The sequence below is a fragment of the Shewanella baltica genome (genome assembly GCF_900456975.1).
In the GTDB taxonomy this organism is placed as follows: domain Bacteria; phylum Pseudomonadota; class Gammaproteobacteria; order Enterobacterales; family Shewanellaceae; genus Shewanella; species Shewanella baltica.
The window spans coordinates 3,110,431-3,134,219 of the sequence record NZ_UGYM01000002.1; the positions used below are offsets into that span (position 1 = coordinate 3,110,431).

General features: G+C 47.5%; 18 protein-coding genes. 12 read left to right on the forward strand and 6 right to left on the reverse strand.

Annotation, left to right across the window (positions count from 1 at the left end; all coding sequences use genetic code 11):
• Positions 1–37: 37 nt before the first annotated feature.
• The 4 genes from pfaD (at position 38) to DYH48_RS14125 (ending at position 4,352) form a co-directional block, all read left to right on the forward strand.
• Complete coding sequence (gene pfaD / locus DYH48_RS14110) at positions 38–1,684, forward strand: eicosapentaenoate synthase subunit PfaD (protein WP_006085212.1); 1,647 nt, start codon at positions 38–40, stop codon at positions 1,682–1,684.
• Between the two features lie 414 nt (positions 1,685–2,098).
• Positions 2,099–2,275 (forward strand): DUF1328 domain-containing protein, encoded by a 177-nt coding sequence (locus DYH48_RS14115; RefSeq protein WP_006080947.1) that lies wholly within the window; start codon positions 2,099–2,101, stop codon positions 2,273–2,275.
• Between the two features lie 23 nt (positions 2,276–2,298).
• The gene (locus DYH48_RS14120) at positions 2,299–2,493 is read left to right on the forward strand and encodes a hypothetical protein (RefSeq protein WP_006085205.1); all 195 of its coding nucleotides are present in this window, start codon (positions 2,299–2,301) and stop codon (positions 2,491–2,493) included.
• A 167-nt stretch (positions 2,494–2,660) separates the two neighbouring features.
• Positions 2,661–4,352 carry a diacylglycerol kinase family protein gene (locus DYH48_RS14125; protein WP_115335153.1) on the forward strand — a complete coding sequence of 564 codons (1,692 nt, stop codon included), beginning with the start codon at positions 2,661–2,663 and terminating at the stop codon, positions 4,350–4,352.
• Here DYH48_RS14125 and DYH48_RS14130 read toward each other — a convergent pair.
• Together DYH48_RS14130 and DYH48_RS14135 are read right to left on the reverse strand one after the other, a co-directional pair.
• Positions 4,306–5,010 carry a DUF4937 domain-containing protein gene (locus tag DYH48_RS14130; RefSeq protein WP_115335154.1) on the reverse strand — a complete coding sequence of 235 codons (705 nt, stop codon included), beginning with the start codon at positions 5,008–5,010 and terminating at the stop codon, positions 4,306–4,308. The two genes, DYH48_RS14125 and DYH48_RS14130, sit on opposite strands and share 47 nt — an antisense overlap.
• 189 nt (positions 5,011–5,199) lie before the next feature.
• Complete coding sequence (locus DYH48_RS14135) at positions 5,200–6,570, reverse strand: sigma-54 interaction domain-containing protein (RefSeq protein WP_115335155.1); 1,371 nt, start codon at positions 6,568–6,570, stop codon at positions 5,200–5,202.
• Positions 6,571–6,819: 249 nt separating this feature from the next.
• On the opposite strand from DYH48_RS14135, the gene DYH48_RS14140 reads away from it, so the two are divergent.
• The 3 genes from DYH48_RS14140 (at position 6,820) to DYH48_RS14150 (ending at position 9,739) form a co-directional block, all read left to right on the forward strand.
• On the forward strand, positions 6,820–7,275 hold the full coding sequence (locus DYH48_RS14140; protein WP_115335156.1) for a glutamyl-tRNA reductase: 456 nt from the start codon (positions 6,820–6,822) through the stop codon (positions 7,273–7,275).
• A 330-nt stretch (positions 7,276–7,605) separates the two neighbouring features.
• Complete coding sequence (locus DYH48_RS14145) at positions 7,606–8,160, forward strand: BON domain-containing protein (protein ID WP_006085200.1); 555 nt, start codon at positions 7,606–7,608, stop codon at positions 8,158–8,160.
• 256 nt (positions 8,161–8,416) lie between these two features.
• Positions 8,417–9,739, forward strand: a complete 1,323-nt coding sequence (locus tag DYH48_RS14150; RefSeq protein ID WP_115335157.1) for an IS4-like element ISSba6 family transposase — start codon at positions 8,417–8,419, stop codon at positions 9,737–9,739.
• Between the two features lie 241 nt (positions 9,740–9,980).
• Here DYH48_RS14150 and DYH48_RS14155 read toward each other — a convergent pair whose 3' ends face one another.
• From DYH48_RS14155 to DYH48_RS14165, 3 genes are all read right to left on the reverse strand, one after another.
• On the reverse strand, positions 9,981–10,403 hold the full coding sequence (locus DYH48_RS14155) for a DUF3224 domain-containing protein (RefSeq protein ID WP_006080939.1): 423 nt from the start codon (positions 10,401–10,403) through the stop codon (positions 9,981–9,983).
• Positions 10,404–10,557: 154 nt separating this feature from the next.
• Positions 10,558–11,343, reverse strand: coding sequence for a hypothetical protein (locus DYH48_RS14160; RefSeq protein ID WP_115335158.1), 786 nt, complete (start codon positions 11,341–11,343; stop codon positions 10,558–10,560).
• A gap of 214 nt (positions 11,344–11,557) precedes the next feature.
• Positions 11,558–12,685 carry a polysaccharide deacetylase family protein gene (locus DYH48_RS14165; RefSeq protein WP_115335159.1) on the reverse strand — a complete coding sequence of 376 codons (1,128 nt, stop codon included), beginning with the start codon at positions 12,683–12,685 and terminating at the stop codon, positions 11,558–11,560.
• A gap of 343 nt (positions 12,686–13,028) precedes the next feature.
• Between DYH48_RS14165 and DYH48_RS14170 the strand changes: the two genes are divergently transcribed.
• Positions 13,029–15,665, forward strand: a complete 2,637-nt coding sequence (locus DYH48_RS14170; RefSeq protein ID WP_115335160.1) for a TonB-dependent receptor — start codon at positions 13,029–13,031, stop codon at positions 15,663–15,665.
• Positions 15,666–15,732: 67 nt separating this feature from the next.
• On the forward strand, positions 15,733–17,238 hold the full coding sequence (locus DYH48_RS14175) for a tryptophan halogenase family protein (protein ID WP_115335161.1): 1,506 nt from the start codon (positions 15,733–15,735) through the stop codon (positions 17,236–17,238).
• A gap of 9 nt (positions 17,239–17,247) precedes the next feature.
• Here the strand turns inward: DYH48_RS14175 and DYH48_RS14180 are convergent, their stop codons facing one another.
• Positions 17,248–18,222, reverse strand: a complete 975-nt coding sequence (locus DYH48_RS14180; RefSeq protein WP_115335162.1) for an AraC family transcriptional regulator — start codon at positions 18,220–18,222, stop codon at positions 17,248–17,250.
• A gap of 539 nt (positions 18,223–18,761) precedes the next feature.
• Here DYH48_RS14180 and DYH48_RS14185 point away from each other — a divergent pair.
• The 3 genes from DYH48_RS14185 (at position 18,762) to DYH48_RS14195 (ending at position 23,728) form a co-directional block, all read left to right on the forward strand.
• The gene (locus DYH48_RS14185; RefSeq protein ID WP_115335163.1) at positions 18,762–20,060 is read left to right on the forward strand and encodes an MFS transporter; all 1,299 of its coding nucleotides are present in this window, start codon (positions 18,762–18,764) and stop codon (positions 20,058–20,060) included.
• A complete protein-coding gene (locus DYH48_RS14190; RefSeq protein WP_115335164.1) occupies positions 20,057–20,905 on the forward strand; it encodes an ROK family protein in 849 nt (282 codons plus the stop codon). Before DYH48_RS14185 ends, DYH48_RS14190 begins: the two co-directional genes overlap by 4 nt.
• A gap of 66 nt (positions 20,906–20,971) precedes the next feature.
• The gene (locus DYH48_RS14195) at positions 20,972–23,728 is read left to right on the forward strand and encodes a family 20 glycosylhydrolase (RefSeq protein ID WP_115335165.1); all 2,757 of its coding nucleotides are present in this window, start codon (positions 20,972–20,974) and stop codon (positions 23,726–23,728) included.
• The last annotated feature ends 61 nt before the right edge of the window (positions 23,729–23,789 follow it).

Below are 23,789 nucleotides of genomic sequence, written 5' to 3' on the forward strand. Positions count from 1 at the left end.
TAATAGCAACGCAGCAGCATTAAAAACGAGACCCAAGATGACTAGCCATACTCTAGATCAATTCAATAGTAATAACGAAAAACTCAGCCCTTGGCCGTGGCAAGTCAACGATGCAGAGCTGAGCTTTGATATCGACTCATTAGGCAAAAAACTCAAAGATTTAAGCCAAGCCTGTTACTTAGTCAATCACAGTGAAAAAGGCTTAGGCATAGCGCAAACGGCTGAAGTGACCACAAGTGACAGCCAAGCGCCATTGGGCTCACACCCTGTCAGCGCCTTTGCCCCAGCCCTTGGCACCCAAAGTTTAGGCGACAGTAATTTTCGCCGCGTCCACGGCGTCAAATACGCTTACTACGCCGGCGCTATGGCCAACGGTATTGCCTCGGAAGAACTGGTTATCGCCCTTGGCCAAGCGGGCATTTTGTGCTCATTTGGCGCGGCAGGGTTAATTCCATCCCGTGTTGAAGCGGCCATTACTCGCATTCAAGCGGCGCTGCCCAATGGCCCCTACGCCTTTAACTTAATTCACAGCCCAAGCGAGCCCGCATTAGAGCGCGGCAGCGTTGAGCTGTTTTTAAAACATAAAGTGCGCACGGTCGAAGCCTCGGCATTTTTAGGTTTAACGCCGCAGATCGTCTATTACCGCGCAGCAGGTTTGAGCCGCGACGAACATGGCGAGATAGTCATTGGCAACAAAGTCATAGCAAAAATCAGCCGCACCGAAGTCGCGACTAAGTTTATGGAGCCGGCGCCTGCCAAAATCCTCCAGCAATTAGTGAGTGATGGTCTTATCAGCCAAGATCAAATGGCGATGGCGCAACTCGTGCCAATGGCGGATGACATCACGGCCGAAGCCGATTCTGGCGGCCATACCGACAATCGTCCATTGGTCACGCTATTGCCGACAATTTTGGCCCTAAAAGATGAAATCCAAGCTAAGTATCAATATAAAACGCCAATCCGTGTTGGCGCAGGCGGCGGCGTCGGCACTCCAGATGCAGCATTAGCGACCTTCAACATGGGCGCGGCCTTTATCGTCACAGGTTCTATCAACCAAGCTTGCGTCGAAGCGGGCGCGAGCGAACACACCCGTAAGTTACTCGCCACCACAGAAATGGCCGATGTGACTATGGCGCCTGCCGCCGATATGTTCGAAATGGGCGTGAAATTACAAGTGGTAAAGCGTGGCACTCTGTTCCCGATGCGCGCCAATAAGCTTTATGAAATCTACACCCGTTACGATTCGATTGATGCCATCCCTGCGGACGAGCGTAAAAAGCTCGAAGAGCAAGTGTTCCGCTCATCACTCGATGACATTTGGGCTGGCACTGTCGCCCACTTTAACGAGCGCGATCCTAAGCAAATCGAGCGCGCACTGGATAATCCAAAACGTAAGATGGCGCTGATTTTCCGCTGGTATTTGGGTCTTTCGAGCCGCTGGTCAAACACAGGTGAAGTCGGCCGCGAAATGGATTACCAAATCTGGGCAGGCCCAGCGCTGGGTGCATTTAACGCTTGGGCGAAAGGCAGTTATTTAGATGACTATAAAGCCCGTAATGCGGTCGATTTAGCCAAGCACTTAATGGTGGGCGCGGCGTATCAATCCCGGATTAACTTGCTGTTATCCCAAGGCGCGAGCATTCCAGTCACACTACTACGCTGGAAACCGCTGAATCGTTTTTAACCGCTTTTAGCCCTATTGCAGGCTGCTAACAAAGCGAATTAATGCAAGAGCCGACACTGATTGATGAATGAATGGATTAATTGATTCACGCATTAATAGTGTCGGCTTTTTATTCTGTTTCATTTGTTATCAACCTCAGCTCCCCGACCTTCAATCAAGGCTTTGCTCCAACGTCTCAAATCCCAATATTAGGCTGAAACTCTTACCGAAGCTTAGGTAAAAATTGCCTGTACTACGTTTAGTACATTCGCGCCCACTTAAAACTAATCAATTAAATTTCATTTAAAATCAATAAACTAATTAAAATATGCAAAGTTGGCATTATGTTCGCAATCTAGAAATAACCATTAGCCGTTACCTTACAAATGACACAAACGGTCATGCGAAGGATTAAGACAAGGGCAGGAGGTTATTATGTTAGGTTGGACATTAGTATTTCTAGTTGTCGCTGTTATTGCCGGACTGTTTGGATTTACGGGCATCGCTGGCGCGGCAGCGGGAATCGCAAAAATTATTTTCTTCTTATTTATTGTGTTACTCGTAATTTCACTGCTGATTAATGCCCTCAAGGGCAAGTCACCGCGACTTTAATTTTTTTAGAAAAGGAGATGTATATGAAACCATTTACTCTGATGACAAGCGCTTCACTGGCATTACTGCTCGCTTTAGGTTTAACCGCCTGTAGTGATAACAAAGCCGAAGATGCCGGCGAAAAAATTGATGAAGTGATGACAGATACAGGTAATGCCATTGAAGATGCCTGTGAAGAAGTGAAAGAAGGCGTTAAGGCTAAAGATACTAAGTGCTAAACAAACCTCACTTTAGGGTGGCAATAGACTCGTCTACTGCCACCCTTTTGAGTTAGCACCTAATTTAAACTTAAGTTAGAACCTAGTTTCAACGACGCGATTCACCGATGCAGTCAGCCGTTTAACATGCAGCGGTTAAATCAAAAATACAGCATTGGAGGGCGCGTATGCTAAGCAAAATCCACATCAAATATTTCTACTTAGCAGGTGCCGTGTTGCTAGCCTATTTTGCGGTAACGGGCACGTCTCCCCTGCTCACCTTTATTTGGGCTTGGACGAGCCTGTCGCTGTTTTTAGTCGGTTCAGCCTATTGGTTTAATCTGGCTAGCATTTTTAGAAAGCGCCAAGATGGCACTATCCCTTGGTATATTCGCTGGGGCTTTATTCCGTTTCTATTGGGCTGCCGGCTGTATAACCATTGGGCGAGAAAACGCGACTCAGTGCCGTCGATGCAAAAGATAGATGAGCAGTTGTATCTCGGCTGCCGATTATTTTCTGCGGATCTGGAGAAAATCAAAGCCAATAAGATCACCGCAATTCTTGATGTGACCGCCGAATTTGATGGCTTAGATTGGTCGCAGTTTGAAGATCATATCGAGTATTTAAACATTCCCATCCTCGACCATAGCGTGCCGACCAGCGCTCAGCTCAATCAAGCCGTTAACTGGTTGCATCGCCAAGTGCGCGCCAATAAACAGGTGCTGATCCACTGTGCTATGGGGCGTGGCCGCTCAGTACTGGTGCTCGCCGCCTATTTAGTCTGTAAAGATAAACAGCGCAACTTCGCCGAAGTATTACAACAAATTAAGCAGGTCCGCAAAACCGCGGGCTTAAACAAATGGCAATTACGCGCCCTTGAACACATGCTCAAGCAAGGCAAAATCAACATCCATAAAGTGGCGTGGATTATCGCCAACCCAGTCTCTGGCGGCGGCAAATGGCAACAATATGGCGAGCAAATCCAAGATGAACTAAAAGCCTATTTTGACCTAACGTTAAAACTCACTACCGAAAATATCAGCGCAAACACCTTCGCCAAAAAAGCCCGTAGTAGCGGCGCAGATATCATTATTGCCTGTGGTGGCGATGGCACAGTGACAGAGGTAGCATCGGAAATAGTGAACACTGATATCGCCTTAGGGATCATTCCGTTAGGCACGACTAACGCCCTCAGCCACGCGCTATTTGGTTTAGGCAGTAAGCTCATTCCTGTCTCTCAGGCGCTGGACAATATTATCCAAGGGCATTACCAAGCCATTGATACAGCTCGTTGTAATGAACAATTAGTCTTGTTACTTGTGGGGATAGGCTTTGAACAGCAGATGATTGAATCGGCCAACCGTGAACGTAAAAATGCCCTCGGCCAGTTTGCCTACCTCGATGGTTTATGGCGCGCCGTCAATGCCGATATCACTTTAACCATACAGCTCAGCTTAGATGATGCCGAGCCCACAACATTGACCACCCATAGCCTCATTGTTGCCAATGCTGCCCCGTTTACCAGCGTATTAGCGCAAGGCGATGGCGAGCCAAATATGACAGATGGCCTGCTCGATATTACCTGGCTAGATGCCGGCAGTGAGCCGACAGACAAGCTCCTTAGTCTGGCCGAATTAGCCATTGCTGGATGGGTAAAAGAAGGTAATAAAGACACACATTCAAAGCGACCTAGCGCGCCTTCTACCGCGACCAAAGTCCACCACGCCCATGCGAAAAAAGTGAATATTAGTAGTCAGCCCAAGTGTAAATATGTGATTGATGGCGAAATCTTTGAACCCGCAGATCTCACCATTGAAGTCCAACCCGCATCCCTTAAGGTGTTTGTGCCTTATCAGGAAATAACTGAAGAGGATGGGTGATACATCTTGCTGGCACGCTTGAGTCATTACTAGGAACGACTTCCCATAAGCATTCTTCCTGCACTAAACAACCCGACATATTTTCAATATAGCTTTCAGGTAACACTTGCTTTTTAAGGGTTGGCAGAACGGTTTTTACGTAATTGTCATGAGCTGGGTTCGACGCCCAGCGCGTCATAACGATGAAGTAGTCACTCTGTTTTAGACTGCGGGCGACACAACCGCCAAGCATGCCCTCTGCTTGTCCAAGATGAGCGTTCCAAATCGTTCGTTGGTCACTTAAAAAACGTTCGACATCTTGCACTCCTCGGCAATAAGCCAACCGAATGACATTGTGATTTTGATCTGCAGGATGATGAGTTAGCGAAGGGATACTCAGTATATTTTCAAAATAATGGACATCACACTGTTTATAAGTTGTTTGCTGACCACTTTTGGAGAACAGCTCGTCGTGAACTGACCCCATGAAAGCCGTAACATCCTCGAGTGATTGCCATACACCCACAATAATCGCCTGCCTTTCGGGTTGACTCCAACCACCGAACTGGCCTCTAAAACCTACGCAGTTGCTCAACGCTTTCCATATCTGTTGGCTTTGAGAAAAATCTTGCTCTTGTTCATTTCCAACCTGACAAGTAATCAACTTTACTATCGTCAAATCTCGCTCCTAACGCTGCAAACAGTGGCCAAGCATAGTGAAATCCAATCCCAAAGAGCCGATGTCACTTGGCTTAAACCTCCTTGCTAGCAACCACATCAACGGTACGCTTAAGATGGCTAAAGCCGCAGGATAAAGCTCAATGAGATGTTAAACTCACTCACATCTGCGGCTTTTGAGCGCAAAAAACTATTCTACCGCCGATTCACCCGCTTCGACTTGCTGCTCGTACTTGCTGAGCTTGTTGTAAAGGGTTTTCACGCTGATCCCCAGTTGCTCAGCGGTATCGGTTTTATTACCTTGAGTCGTTTCTAATGCTTGATAAATGGCGATTTTTTCTAAGTCATCTAAACGCATGCCCTGCGGGATAACGACTTGGTCATCGCAAGATGTCCCCATTTCACTTGCCTGTGGCAACTGTAAATGGCTGGGTAAAATCTCTTGGTCTGCCAGAATATAGGCTCGCTCAATGGCATGCTTTAATTCACGCACATTACCCGACCAAGGGTACGCAGCGATCATCTGCGCACTGTCATCAGCGAGGCTTTTATTCTGCTTTTCGGCCACGTTACGATAGGCAAGAAAATGCTGCGCCAGCCCAAGAATATCATCGCCACGCTCCCTTAAGGGTGGAACGCGGATAGGGAACTGGGCCAAACGGAAATATAAATCCTCGCGAAATTGCCCAGCCTCGATTGCCGCTATGGGATCGCGATTGGTTGCCGCCACAATCCGCACATTGGCGAGTTGCACTTTGGCACCGCCAACGGGGCGATATTCACTATTTTCAAGCACTCTGAGTAACTTCACTTGATGCTCAATTGGCATTTCGGTGACTTCATCGAGAAATAAGGTTCCGCCTTCTGCCTGCTCAAATACGCCTTTGTGATCGCGATGAGCGCCAGTGAATGCGCCTTTTACGTGGCCAAACAACTCGCTATCGACCAATTCAGGGCTTAAGGCGCCGCAGTTAATCGCGATAAAAGGCTCGTTCAGCCTAGGGCTGGCAAGATGTATGGTATTGGCGACCAGCTCTTTACCCGCCCCGCTCTCACCAATGATCAGCACATTACTGTCGGTCGCGGAGACGCGGCGAATCGTGCGATACAGCTTATGCATAGCTGCAGAGGAACCGACAAGTAAACCATATTGGTCTAGCTCGCTGGAAAAAGGCCGAGGCCGGATTGGTGATGAGACTAGATACTGGGCAAAATCGGCGAAGATATCGCTGATTAACGTCATGTCGTAGGGTTTGCGAAAATGATAACCGGCAAAATGCGACATTAACTGATCAAGATTGGGGTTCGGCTGACCATCGGAGAGAAAAATAAACTCGATATTGGACAAGGCCGCATTGTCCAGCAGCCCGAGATAATCCTCACGGCTAAGGCTGGACAGCTCAATAATGGCAACATCGACGTGATTCGCCTCAAGCTGTTCTATCCAAGGCAAATCATCGACACTGCGTAGTTTATTAAAGTCGGCAGCGCCGGCGAGTTCTAAGATGGCTTGTTCGGCGTTTACATCCTGCAGGTGATAAAAAAGTGTCAATCGAGCCATGCTATCCCACTCCCTGTGTATAAAGGGCTACTGTATGTCAGTCGTGAAATTTTAACAACAGCAGCGGTAATAGTTGCCGATATTCTAAGAAGATGGCGCAATGAACCGAGAATATCAGTCTAAAAATCAGTCTGTTAACATACCATTAAAAATGAGAACAAAATATGCATGGTAGCTGAACGAAACGCAATTAGTTAATCCAAACCGTTAAACAGGACAGTGCCGAACACTGGCATTAGGAGGCCCATAATGAAGTCTAATGTTGTGCAACATCAGACTGATATCCGTGCCGATATCAGTTTGATTGATGAAATAATAAAGCTCAATCAAGAGGGGCTAACATTTTACAACCAAGCGATGACGTACGTCGAAGACTATAACCTTAAGCGAATTTTTTCGACTAAAGCGAATATCCACCAGCGAATGTTGAGGCGATTTGAACAGCTGCGCCCTTTGGCTAGCGAGCCGCTTCATGGCCTGAGTCATACGATACCAGTCACTTACACTCAAGCGACAGAGTTGCTGCATCAGTGCCATATATCGCAGGCGATGGCCGCACTTGTCGCCATTGAACAACAAGTGTTAATCCAGATGAAACAAGCGGTAAGGCAAGCACATCAGCCACAGCTTGCCAATCAGCTCGCAGAAGGTGCCGCTTGGTTGCAAATCAGTTGCGATGGTATGAGTTCGCTCAATTCTGGTTAATCCTTTGCACTTGTTACATCAGTTTGTATCAGTGCGCATCAGTATGAGCCTCTTTACCTGGCAATATCCAGCTTTAACGCACCGCGCAACTCCACACACTATTTCGCACACACTTTACCGCACACAGTCGTGCGGTTTTTTATGCTTTAAAGATGACTCTGCTTGCCAGAAAAAATTACATTTTGTCGGTAAAAAAGACCGACTTAAACAAAAGACTCCTTCTGTCAAAATATCAAAAACAGCACATAAAAACCTTAAAATCAACACCTTAACTATATTGGCACGATTCACGCATTATCTAACATCGAGAAAACAACGGAGGATATGATTATGAAAACCACAACAGCATCAGTACTAGCGACCTTACTTGTCGGTTCAATCAGTTTAAATGTCGCAGCGGCTCAAGATTGGAAGGACGGGGCTAAGGATGCGTGGATCGATGGTAAAGCTGAAACCACTTTACTGCTCAACACTAACCTCAATTCCTTTGACATTATAACGGATGTTAAAGACGGAAACGTGACGTTAACGGGTAAAGTGGAAAGCAGTGTCGATAAAGCTCTTGCCACTGAACTGATCAAAAGTTTAGACGGCGTAAAAGATGTCGATAACCAACTCACTGTAATGAATGAGAAAGAAGGCACCAGTGAAGTTGTCGCGACTTTGACCGATTCTAAGGTTGCCACAGTCGTCAAAACCCGTTTACTGTTTTCAACCGATGTTTCCGGCACCCAGATTAATGTGGATGTCGCTAATGGTATCGTCACCTTAAAAGGTGAAGTTGCTAGCGATGCCGAACGTCAGTTAGCGCTGAAAATTGCCGAGAATACCGACGATGTGAAAAAGGTTGTCGATAAAATCAAAGTCGTAAAAAAAGCCTCTTAACGCTAGCTAAAGCTGCACTTTCTGTAACTGCACTTTCTGTAACTGCACTTTCTGAAACTAGCTTTCAAAAGTAGCGCTTTAACAGTCAGAGTTAAGTAAAAGGCGTTAATCTTGCCTCAACTTTTGAACTCGATTGATAAGAAAGAGTAATAACAAAAAACCAGCCTAGGCTTAATGCCGATCAGTTAAGACAGATCGCTTGACGATCTCGCTGAAAAGATCAAAATCCGATGACCTCATGTCATCGGATTTTTTTATGCAACTCTCAGAAGCACTCGCCCGCACTCATATTATCCGCCTAACCGAATTCACCTGCTTAGCTGATGTGTTAGAACCTGAGTTAATTCAATCTTGTTTGGACTCTCAGGGTGTGGCGACATTAAGACGGCGTAAATTGCCGATGGACGCGATGATTTGGGCCGTTATCGGCATGGCTTTGTTCCGAGGGGAGTCTGTGCGGTCACTCATCAACAAACTCGACATTGTTTTGCCGCAAGAGATTGATTATGTTGCACGCAGCGCCGTGACTCAGGCGCGTAAACGATTAGGCAGTGAGGTTATTCGAGAAGTGTTTAGTCGCAGCGCCAATACCTGGCACGCGAGAGCTGAACACCCACATTGGTGCGGTCTTAACTTGTATGGTGTTGACGGTGTAGTGTGGCGGACACCCGATAGTGTCCAAAATCAAGCCGCCTTTGCGCGTACCGCAAACGCTTCAGGCGAAGCGGCTTATCCGCAAATTCGCATGGTTTGCTTGATGGAATTAAGTAGCCATTTGTTGGTCAACAGCGCCTTTGATTCGGTTGCCGAAAATGAAATGAACTTAGCATCTCAGCTCATTCCTAGCATTCCCAATCACAGTCTAACCCTATTTGACCGAGGATTTTACTCGCTCGGCCTGTTACATGCTTGGCAGCAAGCACAACCTGATAGCCACTGGTTGTTGCCATTGAAGAAAGGCACTCAATATGAGGTGGTTCGAACATTGGGAAAACATGACCAGTGGGTGAAACTCACCACCACGCCTCAAGCCAGAAAGAAATGGCCGCAGCTCCCTGATACCCTTGAAGCGCGTTTACTCACTAAGACAGTGAAAGGTAAGTCAGTCGCCATTTTGACCTCGTTGACTGACCCGATGCGTTACCCCAGCGAAGACATCGTCGACTTATATGCCCATCGATGGGAAATCAAACTGGGCTACAGAGAGATGAAACAACATCTGTTGGAGAGTCGTTTTACGCTACGCAGTCAACTACCGGAGCTGGTGATTCAAGAGCTGTGGGGCGTGCTACTGGCCTATAATCTCATTAGATATAAGATGTTGCTGTTGGCTAAAAGCTTACCATCGGTCCATCCTAATCAACTGAGTTTTAGGGATGCGGCGAGTTATATCATCTTCAAGTTGACGCAACTGCCATCACAAACGCCGGGGAATGTCCCGAGAGACGTATTGGATATAGAACGCAATGCACGGCAATTTAAGTTGGATGGTAAACGGGAAAGAGCTTATCCAAGAGTCCTTAAAATGAGCAAAAACAAGTTTCCGGTTAGACCAAAGAAAAATGCCGTTCACTCTTAAGTGAACGGCATTAAGCCTAGGCTGGTTTTTTTATGTCCATTATTAGATTTAATCAAACAAGGTTTTCTAGGCCACGTAGATAAGACTAGGTTTGAGAAAACGAAATCAAGGTAGGAAAATTGAACGACATCAGGCTAATGCTGGAAGCGATAGTACCTTAAGCGATAACACCTTAAGCAATAGTGCCTGAAACTATATTTTCAGAAACAATCATGCCTAAAAAATCATGCCTGAAGTCGCGTTAAAATGCTGGCTCAGCGCTGGCTTCAAAGCCAAACTGGAACTCATAAAAATGCTGACCATTTTCGATACTGATGGCCATAGTGCCCGTTAAGCCCTGCAACTCGCCCGCACCGGAATGGGGAACCACTTCTAAGATCAAACGGTTTTGTCCATCGGTCATAATGCCAAAATGTTGCAGCACGAAACTGCCCTGCTTACCACACACCTTGCCAACCACTTGCTCAATCGCCACATAGCCAGCCGAGCCTTTGACTGACGTCATTGCACTGAGCATTTCCCCTTGGCTACGGCCCTCAAGCTCGCCATAAAAGGTTTTATCTAAACCCATACGACCTAACGTTACGCCGCCCACACCTGTAGCATAGGTGCTATCTGGGGTGAGCTTAACATCAAATTTCCCAGTGATTTTACTAACTTGCATGACACTCTCCTTGTCAAAACATTATGCCAAGTCTATCTACCCGAGAATACTTGCCGCTGCGGCAAGCATCACACACGGAACGAAAAATAACTTAGCACAAGCCTGCGCAGATCCATAATGCATTTACTCCCGACCCTTTGCGCACGACTACTCACTACTGAGTTATGTGAGTAATGCCAGTTTCGCTCACTGTCACCTCTAAGGTTTTGACGATTTCAGGGCTTTCAGACATAGGTTGGTCAGGCGCTCTATCGCGATAAGTCACGGCAATTTTGAATGGAGCTTCGAAGGGATAAACAGGTTCAATATTGTCCACCTCAATGCGATCACCCAGCATAACGCTGCCTAAATGCTTCAAGTTATTGTGTTCGAAATCGAGGCTAAATAAGCCAAGATACCAAAATGCCCCCGAACCTTGAGTCGTCACAATAAACGGTGCCACAAAGGGCATAGTCTGCATTTTAGGATCATCTTGAATGGGCGCGTTACTCTGGGTGTCGGGCTCTAAAGCGGGATCGAAATTTAACGGCGTAATGCGCAAATAATCCAGTAATACTCGGCCTTTTACCTCGCCATCTTGATAATCGCCCATCGCAAATTCCGTTTGCTTGATCTTAATAAAATGGGTCAAGGCAACCGATTTACCGCCCTCTGGTAGGGTAATTTCAAACGGGTTAGCGGTATTTAAGCTAAAGAGTTTAAGCATCACTTCCGACGCATTCGCCACCGGCTTAACCTCCAGCGGTGTCACCACTTCGACCTCATTGGCCTGTGCCTGCGTTTTTTCCTGCGCCATAGCCTCGTCGTATTGCATGACCTTACCATCTTCCATCACCATATAAATATCATCATTGGTCATGTTGAAACGGTAAATACCTGCGGCGAGTATGGCTAATATCACTAAGGTGCCCGCTAAGGTTAACTTTACAAACGTACTCATTTTCTCTCCCCAATAGCGCGCTTTGTGCGCTGCTTTTCTAACACTGATCAACTTCAAATCAATGTCGGAGCAGTATTACAGATACTGAGTTAAAGCGGAGTGGGTAAAGTGTAAAAAAGTGACACTATTTTGAGTTTTGTCAGGCTAAGTTCAGCAACATACCCTTTACTCGGCAAATATAATGGGCCGAGTAAATACTCAGCCCAAGACTTAGCTACTTCTCGTTTTTCCACAAGGCTGGGGTTTGACTCGGTTGCCAATTACTTTGGGAGAAATGGGCTTGCACTAAGGAATAGATTTTATCTTGATACGAGACAAAATCAGGCTGCTGATAATCATGCTGATCCTGCCAAGCGGGGGCATAGTTATCTAGCGTGTCGAAACGGTATCCTTGGCGCTGCGCCTCTTCCACAAAGCGTTTAATTTTAGGCAAGTTGATGGTCGCACCTTGACCACGGTGAGCATTCTCAAACAGGAAGTCGTGGGTCAAGATCACCACTTTACCGTCGTGCAAACCATCGCTACAGTCTAAGTTCTGCGTGCGACTGTTAAGAGGGTTCATTGTGGTGCCCGCACAGGTGTTGATCACTTGATTGATTTTATCCACCAGCTCAGCCCCATCGGCCATAGATTCGGCGGGAAAAGCCACGCCCCAATCCTCTGGCCCCCAATCAAAGTCCCAACCAAATATTTTATAGTCACTCTCGGCGAGCATGTTTTGAATTTGCACCGCAACTTGCGAACTGTTGGTAGAGGTTTCAGCGGTACAAGCAAAAGCGGGGTCCCAAGGCGGCACAGTATCAGAGGTGGCACACAAGCCGTCGCCTTTGAGTTTACTGCTCACTCGCCAGCCATTGGTATAGGGCAAACGCGCCAACTTAGTCATCTTGTTGTTTGGATAACTGGCGGCATTAGGGATAAGTTCAACCACTTTGGCGGTGTTCGTCACAAAATAGGTAAAGTCGGTAGCCGCATCTTGATAGGATTTAACTGGCCAGAGGCCCACTTGATTGCAATAAACCGCCCCCGATTGCACACCATCGGTGCAGTTATGCAGCATATGATCGTAACTGTGGTTTGCCAGAATATGACCATCGTCTAGCAAACGTTGTAGGGCGACAGCCGCCAACGCTTCGTTTTCATCCCCTTCGCCATACATATGAAAAGCATTGATAAAGAACGTCGCCTTGATATTGGCGTCTTTTAAGGCGTCTAACAGTCCTAAGGTCGCATCAATTGGACCATCATCAAAGGTGAGGTAAATGGTTTTATCGCTGGCGTGGGCAACACTTAAGCTCGCTAAACAAAGTCCAACTGCGGCGGCTATCGATTTCAGTTTCATGATCTCATCCTGTAGATAATGCTTAAAGCTAATGTTTAAAATTAATGAGTTAATGCCAACTATGTCCAAACTCACACACAGTGGCGGCACTCATTCGCTCGGCATCTCTATAGTGAGTAATCCAGCCAGCGTTAGTTATACCATCCTAGCAACAAGCCATACTTTTCTACGCTAAGTTGATAAATCTCCCATCACCACTCAAGTTGAAATCACCGCCGCCCTCGCGTTAAACACAATAGAAAAATACCAATCCTAGTGTGAAAAGTACCGCATCAACAATTCGATAACAGGTAAGTTAACTGAAGAAAAAAACAACACTAAAGCACTACAGGAACGCTATAACATGTCAGAAGGTCAATTATTTAAGAGCTCTTTGCTCGCATTGTGTATCGCTAACGCCTTATTCGGGATGAGCTCAACCGCAGTCGCGGCGGAGCAACAAGAGGCAACGGCAGAAAATATGGAGGTGATCCAAGTACGCGGCATACGTCGTTCGATTGAAGCCTCATTGAATACCAAACGCTTCGCCGACTCCACGGTCGATGCCATCACCTCGGAAGACATAGGTAAGTTTCCCGATAAAAACATCGGTGATGCGCTGCAGCGAATTTCTGGGGTGACGGTCGATAGGCAATACGGCGAAGTAAGCGGCGTCACTATTCGCGGTACAGCGCCAGAGCAGAGCCGTATTTTGCTTAACGGTCAAACCGTTGCCAGCACTTCTTGGTATGACTTGGGTCCTGCCACTCGTACCTTCAATATGGAATTGTTGTCGGCCGAGCAAGTGAACGCCGTTGAAGTGCACAAAACCCCGACCGCCAGACTTGAAGAAGGTGCGCTGGGCGGCACTGTCGATCTCAAAACCCGCAAGCCCTTAGATCTCGATGCCCACACCTATCAAGTCGCTGGCGAGCTGAGCCAAAGCAGCCTGTACGATGAAACAGACCCGAGTGGCTCTTTCCTCGGGAGCTGGAAAAATGACGACGAAAAGTTCGGCATTTTAGGCGCCTATTCAGTAGAAAAAATTACCAGCGGCCGCCAAGTGCTGGAATCTCTCAGTGGTTATTATGAATACTTCGCCGCCGATCCCGCGCAAAATCAAGAATCTACCGTTGGCGCTTGGGGCATTGGCTCGCAGGCATTTAGAGCGGAACGTGAACGGACCAGCGCCCAAGTCACACTGCAATTTGCACCAACTGACAATACCGAGTTCACCTTAGATTACTTTAATTTTGAACTCGATATCCCCCACGTAAACCACAACTTCTTAACCGTTGGCGCTCGCGGTTCAGGCTCCACCAACGTAGTGAATAACGCCCAAGGCGGCACATCATCGGCAACGATTCTGCCGGCGTATGCGTCGATTATTTATAACCCTGTGGTGCGCCACGCGGTCAATATGAAGTCTGACGTACTCAACTTGACCGGAAAATACGTCGGGGACAGTTTTACGATTAGCGGCGTCATTGGCCAATCGACCTCAGATGGCGGCACCCAAGGCGGTTCATCTTCTTGGTGGATCCCAGCGACAGATCAAGGCGGTAAAATTGGCGATCCCGCCTTCCCTAACGGTCAAGGCAGTGTCGATGGTGGCTTTAGTTACGACGCCACGGGTCCCTACCAAGTGGTGCTGACGAGTTTAGATGCTAACGATGCCAGCCAGTTCAAGCACGCTCAAGAGGCGAACTACGAAACCACAGTGCAAGATCATAAAGTGACCTACGCACAGACCGATTTCGAATATCAACTCGACCATGATTTTATTAACAAAATTGCGGTCGGGATTAAATACAACACCAGTGATTTCGAGCGTAATGCCTTCAACCGTAACCCCGCAGAAATTCTAGGTTTCGTGCCTAATGGCAACCTCGCTAACTGGAGCGATGGCGTGCTGTCTGGGCTACATTCCCAGAGCGGCGGCAATGTACTCGACTCCTATGCCAAGTTAGATGAAGACAAATGGTGGGCCTTTATCAGCGAGAAATACGCCAATGGCGAGTTAGTGGAAGTCGCCGATCTCGGTAACACCTTCACTGTCGAAGAGGATATGTTGGCCCTGTACGCCCAAGCGGATTTCAGCGGCGAATTCTACCGTGGTAACTTTGGCGTGCGTTACGTTAACACAGACCAAACCTCAACTGGTTTTGCCGATGGCAAGCCCTACAATGAATCCGTCAATTACGATAATTGGCTACCGAGTATCAACGTCGCCTTTGATCTGCAAGAAGATTTAATCCTACGTGCTTCGGCCTCTTCCGTGATGGCACGTAACAACTATAGCGATCTTAAACCTGGTTTAGCCATAGCGAAAAACTTTGGTACTGCAACCGGCGGCAATCCAAATTTGAAACCCTATAAGGCGAATCAAGCCGACCTTGGCATCGAATGGTACTTCACTGAATCTTCTATGCTGTCGGCGGCCTTGTTCTACAAAGATATTGATAACGTAGTGTTTGTCACTGAGTCGACGCAGTACATTGAAGGTTGCGGCGCGTCAGAATCCGAGTGGGATAAATGCCGCGTCACAGCCCCTGCCAACGGCGGTAGCGGCTCAGTGACTGGGCTTGAAATCCAGCTTCAACATAACTTTGAAAGCGGTTTTGGCTTCTTGACCAACTACACCTATGTTGACAGTAAGAGCACTCGCCCCGATGGCACTGAACAAATGATTGAAGGCGTGTCAGAAAACTCCTTCAACGGCTCACTCTTCTACGAAGATGATCTATTCAGCGCCCGTATCGCCTATAACTGGCGTTCAGAATACTTAGGCGTGGGTAACATTCAAAACGTGTTAAACGACAGCTATCAACAAGTCGATGCCTCGATTATTTGGCATGCGATGGAGAACTTAGATGTTTCACTCGAAGGGGTTAACTTAACCAATGAAGTGGTGCAATCCTATGATGTTAAATACGGATTGACCCAAAATACCATCGAATTTGGTTCACGTTATTTCGTCGGTGCCAGCTACAAATTTTAAACTTGAGTCACACCATAGCCGACCTTAGGGTCGGCTTTTTGCGTTGATAATGCAGTGGGGATAAGCCATGAAAGTGAAGCAAGCAATCAGAAAAATCATTATCTTAGGTGGCGGCACCGCAGGCTGGATGGCAGCGGCCGCCCTCGCGAATAACCCCGTATTTGCCGCCATTGAACTCTGTTTAGTGGAATCGGACAACATAGGCACTATCGGCGTTGGCGAAGGCTCGACGCCACACCTAAAACGCTTTATGGACAACTTAGGCATTAGCGAAAAAGATTGGATGGAGCAATGCCACGCCAGCTATAAAACCGGCATCGACTTTATCAATTGGAATGGTGACGGGCAGCAATACTTCCACCCTTTCTATTTTCAAATGGATGTGAAACCCGCTGAAGTTTTCTTTATCAACGCCAATGCAAGACGCCGAGGGCATGGCAATGCCGTTAAACCCGATGCGTTTTTCTCTAGCGGCGTACTGGCCAAACACAATCTCAGCCCAAGGCCGAAGAAAACACTACCCTGCGCTAACGAATACGGCTATCACTTCGATGCGACTGAGCTGGCCAACTACTTAAAAGATTATGCCTGCCAGCGCGGCGTACGGCAGATCATTGCTGATGTGGTCGAGGTTTCAACCACCCAACACCAGCAGATTGAGACACTGATCCTAGCAAATGGCGAACGACTGAGCGCCGACTTTTTCATCGATGCCAGCGGCTTTAGCGCTAAGTTAATTCATAAAGCCCTAGGCGTGCCCTTTCAATCCTTCGCCGAGGAGTTGCTCAACGACAGCGCCGTCACTGTACCTGTACCTGCATTATTGGACTCCACTCAAACGCAGCAGGCAAAGTACCATACCCGCGCCACGGCGCTCAGTGCGGGCTGGCTATGGCAAATCCCCCTCACCCACAGGCTTGGCAATGGCTATGTTTATAGCAGTCGCCACCTCAGTGCCAATGCCGCGGCTAAGGAATTATTGCACAATGTAAATTTACCCGAGTCGACCCAAGTGCGGTTTCTTAAAATGCGGGTCGGCGTCAGTGACAAGGCTTGGCACAACAATGTGCTAGCAATAGGACTCGCGCAAAGTTTTATCGAGCCACTCGAAGCCACGTCCATCATGATGACCCAATTCACCCTTGAAAAATTTATGTCGTTATTCGAGCGCTATCAATTGAATAAGCAAGCAGAGACCTTAAGTCGACAAACACTCAATCAGGCGGTCATGCAGTTAGTGCTCGGCATAAAGGATTACATTCAGGCACATTATGTCACCAGCCAGCGCAGCGAACCCTATTGGGTGGCAGCGAGAAAAGTCGCTATTTCCCAAAGGCTGACGCAACTATTAAAAGCTTGGTATCAAGGGGAAGACTTTGATCTGCTGCTTTACCAATACGATCAGCAACTCGCCTACTTTCGCCCCTCTTGGTATGCGCTGTTAGCGGGAATGGATTACCACGACCCCAAACTGAAGCGCCCATTTGAGCCGATTTCAGCGGACATTACGGCGCAGGCAATAAGCTATTGCCAAACCTTAGTGGAGCAGTATTTTCAGCCTAAGCATTCGTGATAGTAAGGGTTAAATCGCCCTTTGTTTACTGCTAAAGCGCTGACGAAAGCGACTCGGCGTGACGCCTTTAAATTGAATAAAGCGTCGATTGAAATTAGATAAATTATTGAAACCACACTGATCGCTGATGGTTGAAATCGGGCTCTGGTTCGAGAGTAATAACTTGCACGCCTTAGCGATCCTGAGTTGATTGATAAACTCAGTTAAGGTTTTCTCGGTGCGTTTTTTAAAGAAGCGATGGAAATGATTGGTGCTCATGTGCGCCAACTTTGCCAAGTCCTGTGCCGACAAGGCCTGAGTGTAATTGTCATAAATATGCTCAATCACTTTATCGAGCTTTTTCACGGTAAAGTCGAGCTTACTGCCGTGGGTGAACAAGGTACTGGACAAGAGTTCTTGCTGACTATCCTGTTGTAATAACGTTAATAATTCCAATAACAAAATATAGCGTTTAAAGGGATTGGCCGTCTCCATCGCGATAAACACGCTATGCGCCTTGCGCGCCGTTTCCTCACTAAACAACACGCCCCGTTTGGCATGGGTCAACAGCGAATGCAAGGATGCTAACTCGCGCTGCTCATTCACAATTTGGTGCAGCCAGGCTGCGGGAATTTGCGCCACATACACGACTTCCTTCACTCGACTTTTCGAAGCGGAGCCCATCAAAACGGGCTCTTTCAAACCGACCGCAGTTGAAGTGCCGCCTTTCAAACCGTCATCCTTTGAAACCTCGTCAGTTAAAACATCAAGGTTAGCCTCGGATTGCCAGCCGTGGGGCATGTCTGGGCCGATGATCACTAAATCATAATCGCCATAGCGGGCAATATGATCGCCCACATAACGCATGCCATAACTGTTGAGGGTTAAGCAGATTTCGTACTCGGGGTGATAATGCCAGTTGAGATCCATGTGGTCCCATTCATAGCGAAAGTAACGCCAAGAGCTGTTTTCATCGGGGATCACTTTTTCACACAGAGGTTTCATCCATTAAACTCCAGTTACTCATTCCTTTACCTTAGCTTCAATCAACTCTTACAGATCAACGCCATTCACTCAAGCTAGCCGTTATTGCATCCTGTTAAATTATTCAATTACTTAGACCTTATTTTTAATGCCAGCCTTAACCTATCAGCTCGGCGAAATCGCTGTGCCTCGCGCACTATTGTCTATAGCAAGTCAGCCCTACAGTGATACTCAACTCCGCCACTCCGATACTATTCTATCCAATGTTAATTAAAGGTAATTATTTTACAAGTAAACACTTTATCAGCAGATACTAAAACACGGTTTTACCTATGCCTATCCGCAGCAGCTAACTGCAACTCGTATCTATCACCAGTATCTATCGCCAGTATTTACAAGTATCTACAGCCCGTATTAACTGCACCTGATGTAAATCAGCTAAATCAGCGCGAACAGGATTTGCATATGTGAGAAAAGTATCGACAGAGGCACCATTCGTATCACCGCCATAGCGAGCGTCAGTCCACAATGAATTTCACTTAATTCAATTGGCTAAGCACATGAAACACAAACTCATCATTCTGTTTGTCCTCTGCACTTTCTTTGTGATTTCCTTGATGACCAACAGTATGGGGCCGATTTTCCCTGCGTTAATTGACAGTTATGCTATCGGCCTGACGTTGGCGGGGTTATTTCCCTTTGCGTTTTTTATCGCCTACGGAGTGACATCGATTCCTGCGGGGATTTTGGTGGACAAATACGGTGAAAAGCGGGTGATCATCTTAGCCTTTAGCCTAGCGTTTATCGGCGCCGTTACTTTTGTGTGTCTCCCTTCTTTTAGCATCGCCATGTTTAGCCTGTTTTGTATCGGCACTGGCATGAGCTTATTGCAGGTAGCAGTGAATCCCTTACTGCGCCAAGCCGCGGGGCCTGAGCACTTTGCCTTTTTCTCCGTACTGGCCCAACTCGCCTTTGGCGGCGCCGCAACCTTAGCGCCGCTGGTGTACCAGCATTTTGTCGCCTTAGATCAAGCCAGTGCAGCATCAGCCAACTATGTGCAACAGCTATTGCCAGAGAACATGAGTTGGCTCGCCATGTACTGGTTATTTGCAGTGGTCGCACTCGCCATGGTGCTCTTTGCCAGCCTAGTGAAGATGCCCAAAGTGGATAAATTGGCAGATGAGTCGGCGGGTGCACTGGAGACCCATTTACGCCTTTTCAAAGATAAAACCGTTTTGAAATTCTTCTTCGCTATCGCCGCCTACGTTGCACTTGAGCAAGGGCTTGCTAACAGTATCTCAGTCTTTTTGTCGCAATATCATGGTCTTGATACCTTAAGTGTCGGCGCCAATGTGGTTAGCGATTTTTGGTTTTACATGACGCTCGGCTGCCTACTCGGTTTGCTGCTACTTAAGCTTATCGACAGTCAGATCTTGCTGCTCAGTTTTTCCCTTAGTTCACTGGTTTGTTTTCTGGTGGCGATTTGGGGACCGAGCCAACTAGCATTAATTTGTTTCCCATTGGTTGGCTTTTTCATTTCTATCATGTGGTCGGTGATCTTCTCGTTGGCGCTCAATTCTCGCGCCCAAGATCATGGATCATTCGCTGGCATTCTCTGCACTGGCATTATCGGCGGCGCGTTTATCTCGCCGATCATTGGTGTTATCAGCGAGCTATCCGGCGAGTTACGGTTCGGGATGTTAGTGCTGTTAATCCCTATGGCTTACATAGGTTATGTCGCGCTAACGGCTCGCCCCTTGATTAAAAACACCACCCTATTTTCAACAAAAGCGGCATCAAAGGATGACGGTTCTAAGCAGATGGCAACAACCAACACGAGAGGCAACAAGCTATTATGAGCGTCCTATGTTTAGATCTTGGGGGAACTAAACTGATGTTGGCACAGGTGGAAGGTAAAACCTTACTCGACACTTGGCGGTATCCCGTTCCCGCCGATGGCAATTTCGAACAGTTATTCGATTTCCTCGTGACCTGTATCCACAGCCATCTCACGCCTGAAACCTATGGTATTTCCATCGGGATACCCGGCATGGTGGATATGCAAAGCGGCACTTTACTCGAAGTGCTCAATATCCCTGCGTTGACGGCAACGCAGTTAGCCCAGCAACTTAAAAATACCTTTGAAATGGATGTTGTTGTGAATAACGACGCTAACCTCTTTGCCCTTGGCGAAGCAGTGCTCAACAGCAATCAAGACATGCTCGGGATTACCTTAGGCACAGGCGTGGGCGCTGGGGTGATTTTTAATGGTCAGCTGTATTCGGGTAAACATTGCGCCGCAGGAGAAATCGGCAGTTTGAGCTATCGCGATGGCATTATTGAGCACTACTGCTCGGGGCAATACTTCACCGTTCATCATCACATGAGTGGCGAGCATTTGTATCAAAAAGCCTGTGAAGGTGACAGCCAAGCGCTGCAAGCCTTCGCCCATTTTGGTGAACACTTGGCGCACATGATCGCCCAAACCTTACTGGTATACGATCCTAAAGATATCGTCCTTGGCGGCTCAGTCAGCCAAAGCTTTCCCTTCTTTATTGAAGCGCTTAAACAGAAATTGCAAAGCTTAGTCTATGGCCCGCAACTGGCGGACTTGACGATTTCAGCCAGCCAACATCACAATGCGGCACTCATTGGCGCGGCACAATGGTTTTTACAACAACAGAAATCAAGCGATTTCAACTAACATCACAATGCTCCAGCAATTGATTGGCGCGGCGCAATGGTTTTTACAATAAAAGGACTTAGCTAAGTGAAAGGACTAATAAAACAAAGAGGGATGATTAAGTGGCAGGGGATTAAGACGGCCTTAATCAGCGGCGTAATGGCCGTGCTTCCCGCGATGCCTGTGCTTTCAATACTTGCGATGCCATCAGTACAGGCCGCCAATGCTGTGCAGGAGGCAAATCATGTCGCACTTAATCTATTGGCCGATAAACTTCAGCTAAGTTATCAGTTAACCGCCAGTTACCTTGAAACCTGTCCCGCAAAAGAAACCCAATGCTATCGCTCTGCCATTGAGCTAACCCTGCCCACACAGTTATCCAACGACAAGCTATCTAGTGACAAGCTATCCAGCGAAGAGTTAAATCATGGCGATTGGCAAATTTATTTCAGCCAGCTATCGCCCGTTTATTTTGTCGATGCGGGTGACTTTAACATTGAGCATATCAATGGCGATTTACACAAAATCACTCCTAAAGCCAGCTTTAAGGGCTTCGTCGCCAATCAAGTTTATCGTATTGAGTTTTATAGCAAAGGCAGCCAAATCACCCGCTCCGAGTTTATGCCAAATTTCTTTGTCGCTATGAGCGATAAGGCGCAGGTCATTAAGAGCACTCAAACAAGGCGCGATCCAGAAACAGGCTTAACCCAGCAAGACTACCTGGCGCCTTTTAATGCTGAAAAACAATTCTTACTGGCAAAAAACGATGCAACCCCCTTTGCCGATGGCCAGTATTTAGCCGAGCAATATCAAGCCTTAGCCGCAGACAAAGCACCTGACATTAGCGGCAAACTTATCCCCACACCACTTCATAGCCAAAGCCTAAACTCGGCGCCTTTATCCCTTGCTGAAGGTTATCGACTCGCGGCTGCAACTGTCGATTTTAAGGGCCGGCAGGCGGCGTTGGATTACCTCGATTCTTTAGGCTTTTCGGCCAAGGACAAAGGCACGCCGCTGTTATTGCAACTCGATACTCAAGCTCCTAAAGTCGCCAGCACTGAAGCCCATGATAGTGAAATTAAAAGTAGCGAAGCCTATCGGTTAACCATAACGGCCGAGCAAATCAGTATTCGAGCGGGCAGTGAAGCGGGACTCTTCTACGGTCTACAAAGCCTCGCAGGGTTGATCAGTTTAAGTGACGATCAACTGGTCGCCATCGAGATCCAAGACCAGCCTCGCTACGCCTTTCGCGGCCTGCACATCGATTTAGCCCGTAACTTCCACTCGCTAGATTTTATTAAACGCATCATTCCACAGCTCGCCGCCTATAAAATCAATAAACTGCATTTGCACTTAGCCGACGACGAAGGCTGGCGTTTAGCCATACCCGGCTTACCCGAACTGACCGATGTGGGCGCAAAACGCTGTTTCGATTTAACCGAGCAAACCTGTTTATTGCCACAACTGGGCAGCGGAATTGCGGACGTTAATCCCGTCGATGGCTACTTAACCGTGGCGCAATACCAAGAAATATTACAACTGGCTGATGCTCACCATATCGAAGTGATCCCTTCATTGGACATGCCAGGGCATTCCCGCGCCGCGATAAAATCCATGGAGGCGCGTTATCACCATTATCTATCCAAGGGAGACAAAGCTAAGGCGGAGGAGTTTTTACTGACTGAATTTGCAGATAAAACCCAATATTCATCGCTTCAGTATTATCACGACAACACACTCAATGTGTGCTTGGCGAGCACCTATCACTTTATCAATACTGTGATTGATGAAGTCAAAAAAATGCATCAAGCCGTAGGCATTCCCTTAGTGCATTACCACATAGGCGCCGATGAAACCGCGGGCGCTTGGGTCGACTCTCCCACGTGTATCGCAATGAAAAAACAAAAAGCCGATGAGTTAACCGGACTGCATTCACTCAATGGTTACTTTATCGAACGCGTTGCTAACATGCTGGCAGATAAAGGGATTATTGCCGCAGGTTGGAATGATGGCATGGGTGAAGTGCGCCCCAAAAACATGCCCGCCCAAGTACAATCTAACGCTTGGTCACTGATTTCAGACAACGGCCATCAAATCGCCCATAAGCAAGTCAATCTTGGCTGGAAGGTCGTGCTCTCAACGCCGGAAGTCACCTATTTTGATTTTCCCTATGCTAGCCATCCAGATGAGCGCGGTAATCATTGGGCTGCAAGGGCAATTGACAGTTTTAAGGTGTTTAGCTTTATGCCCGACAACCTGCCCGCCCATGCTGAGCGCTGGCGTAATAGTTTAAATCAGCCATTTATTGCGGACGACAGCCACAGCCAGCTCAAGCCGGGACACAGATTTTACGGCTTGCAGGGGCATCTTTGGAGCGAAATGGTGCAATCGGATGAGCAAGCAGAATACATGCTATTCCCGCGCATGATAGCCCTTGCAGAACGGGCATGGCACAAGGCGCCGTGGGAATTAGCCTATGATTATCAAGGTAAAATCTATAGCCAACAGACTCAACATTTTGCCAGCCAACTCAATGGCCAAGCCGAGCAAGTCCTCAAACAGGATTGGCAAACCTTCGCCGCGGTTTACGCCAATAAAGTGCAGCCTAAGTTAGCAAAAGCGGGAGTTTTCTACCGCATAGCGCCACCTGGAATACGTATTGAAAATCAGCTGTTAGTGCTCAATAGCTTATATCCCAATGCCGAGCTGGAATACCAACTCGACTCAGGACCTTGGCTAAGCTACCGCCAATCATTCAAGCTTAATGATGTCAAACACATCCGCGCTAGAGTCAAAGATGGCGCACGTTACTCTCGCCCATCGACTTGGCAAAGCTCACTCTAATCGTTCATCGCACAATGTCGGCCATCACATGTGATGGCCGACGCGTTAACGCCCAACTGAT

Coding starts and splice junctions, on each gene's coding strand:
- DYH48_RS14170 (WP_115335160.1), top strand. CDS start 13,029: ATGTCAGAAGGTCAATTATTTAAGAGCTCTTTGCTCGCATTGTGTATC.
- DYH48_RS14120 (WP_006085205.1), top strand. CDS start 2,299: ATGAAACCATTTACTCTGATGACAAGCGCTTCACTGGCATTACTGCTC.
- DYH48_RS14140 (WP_115335156.1), top strand. CDS start 6,820: ATGAAGTCTAATGTTGTGCAACATCAGACTGATATCCGTGCCGATATC.
- DYH48_RS14165 (WP_115335159.1), bottom strand. CDS start 12,685: ATGAAACTGAAATCGATAGCCGCCGCAGTTGGACTTTGTTTAGCGAGC.
- pfaD (WP_006085212.1), top strand. CDS start 38: ATGACTAGCCATACTCTAGATCAATTCAATAGTAATAACGAAAAACTC.
- DYH48_RS14125 (WP_115335153.1), top strand. CDS start 2,661: ATGCTAAGCAAAATCCACATCAAATATTTCTACTTAGCAGGTGCCGTG.
- DYH48_RS14175 (WP_115335161.1), top strand. CDS start 15,733: ATGAAAGTGAAGCAAGCAATCAGAAAAATCATTATCTTAGGTGGCGGC.
- DYH48_RS14135 (WP_115335155.1), bottom strand. CDS start 6,570: ATGGCTCGATTGACACTTTTTTATCACCTGCAGGATGTAAACGCCGAA.
- DYH48_RS14145 (WP_006085200.1), top strand. CDS start 7,606: ATGAAAACCACAACAGCATCAGTACTAGCGACCTTACTTGTCGGTTCA.
- DYH48_RS14115 (WP_006080947.1), top strand. CDS start 2,099: ATGTTAGGTTGGACATTAGTATTTCTAGTTGTCGCTGTTATTGCCGGA.
- DYH48_RS14150 (WP_115335157.1), top strand. CDS start 8,417: ATGCAACTCTCAGAAGCACTCGCCCGCACTCATATTATCCGCCTAACC.
- DYH48_RS14185 (WP_115335163.1), top strand. CDS start 18,762: ATGAAACACAAACTCATCATTCTGTTTGTCCTCTGCACTTTCTTTGTG.
- DYH48_RS14180 (WP_115335162.1), bottom strand. CDS start 18,222: ATGAAACCTCTGTGTGAAAAAGTGATCCCCGATGAAAACAGCTCTTGG.
- DYH48_RS14190 (WP_115335164.1), top strand. CDS start 20,057: ATGAGCGTCCTATGTTTAGATCTTGGGGGAACTAAACTGATGTTGGCA.
- DYH48_RS14160 (WP_115335158.1), bottom strand. CDS start 11,343: ATGAGTACGTTTGTAAAGTTAACCTTAGCGGGCACCTTAGTGATATTA.
- DYH48_RS14155 (WP_006080939.1), bottom strand. CDS start 10,403: ATGCAAGTTAGTAAAATCACTGGGAAATTTGATGTTAAGCTCACCCCA.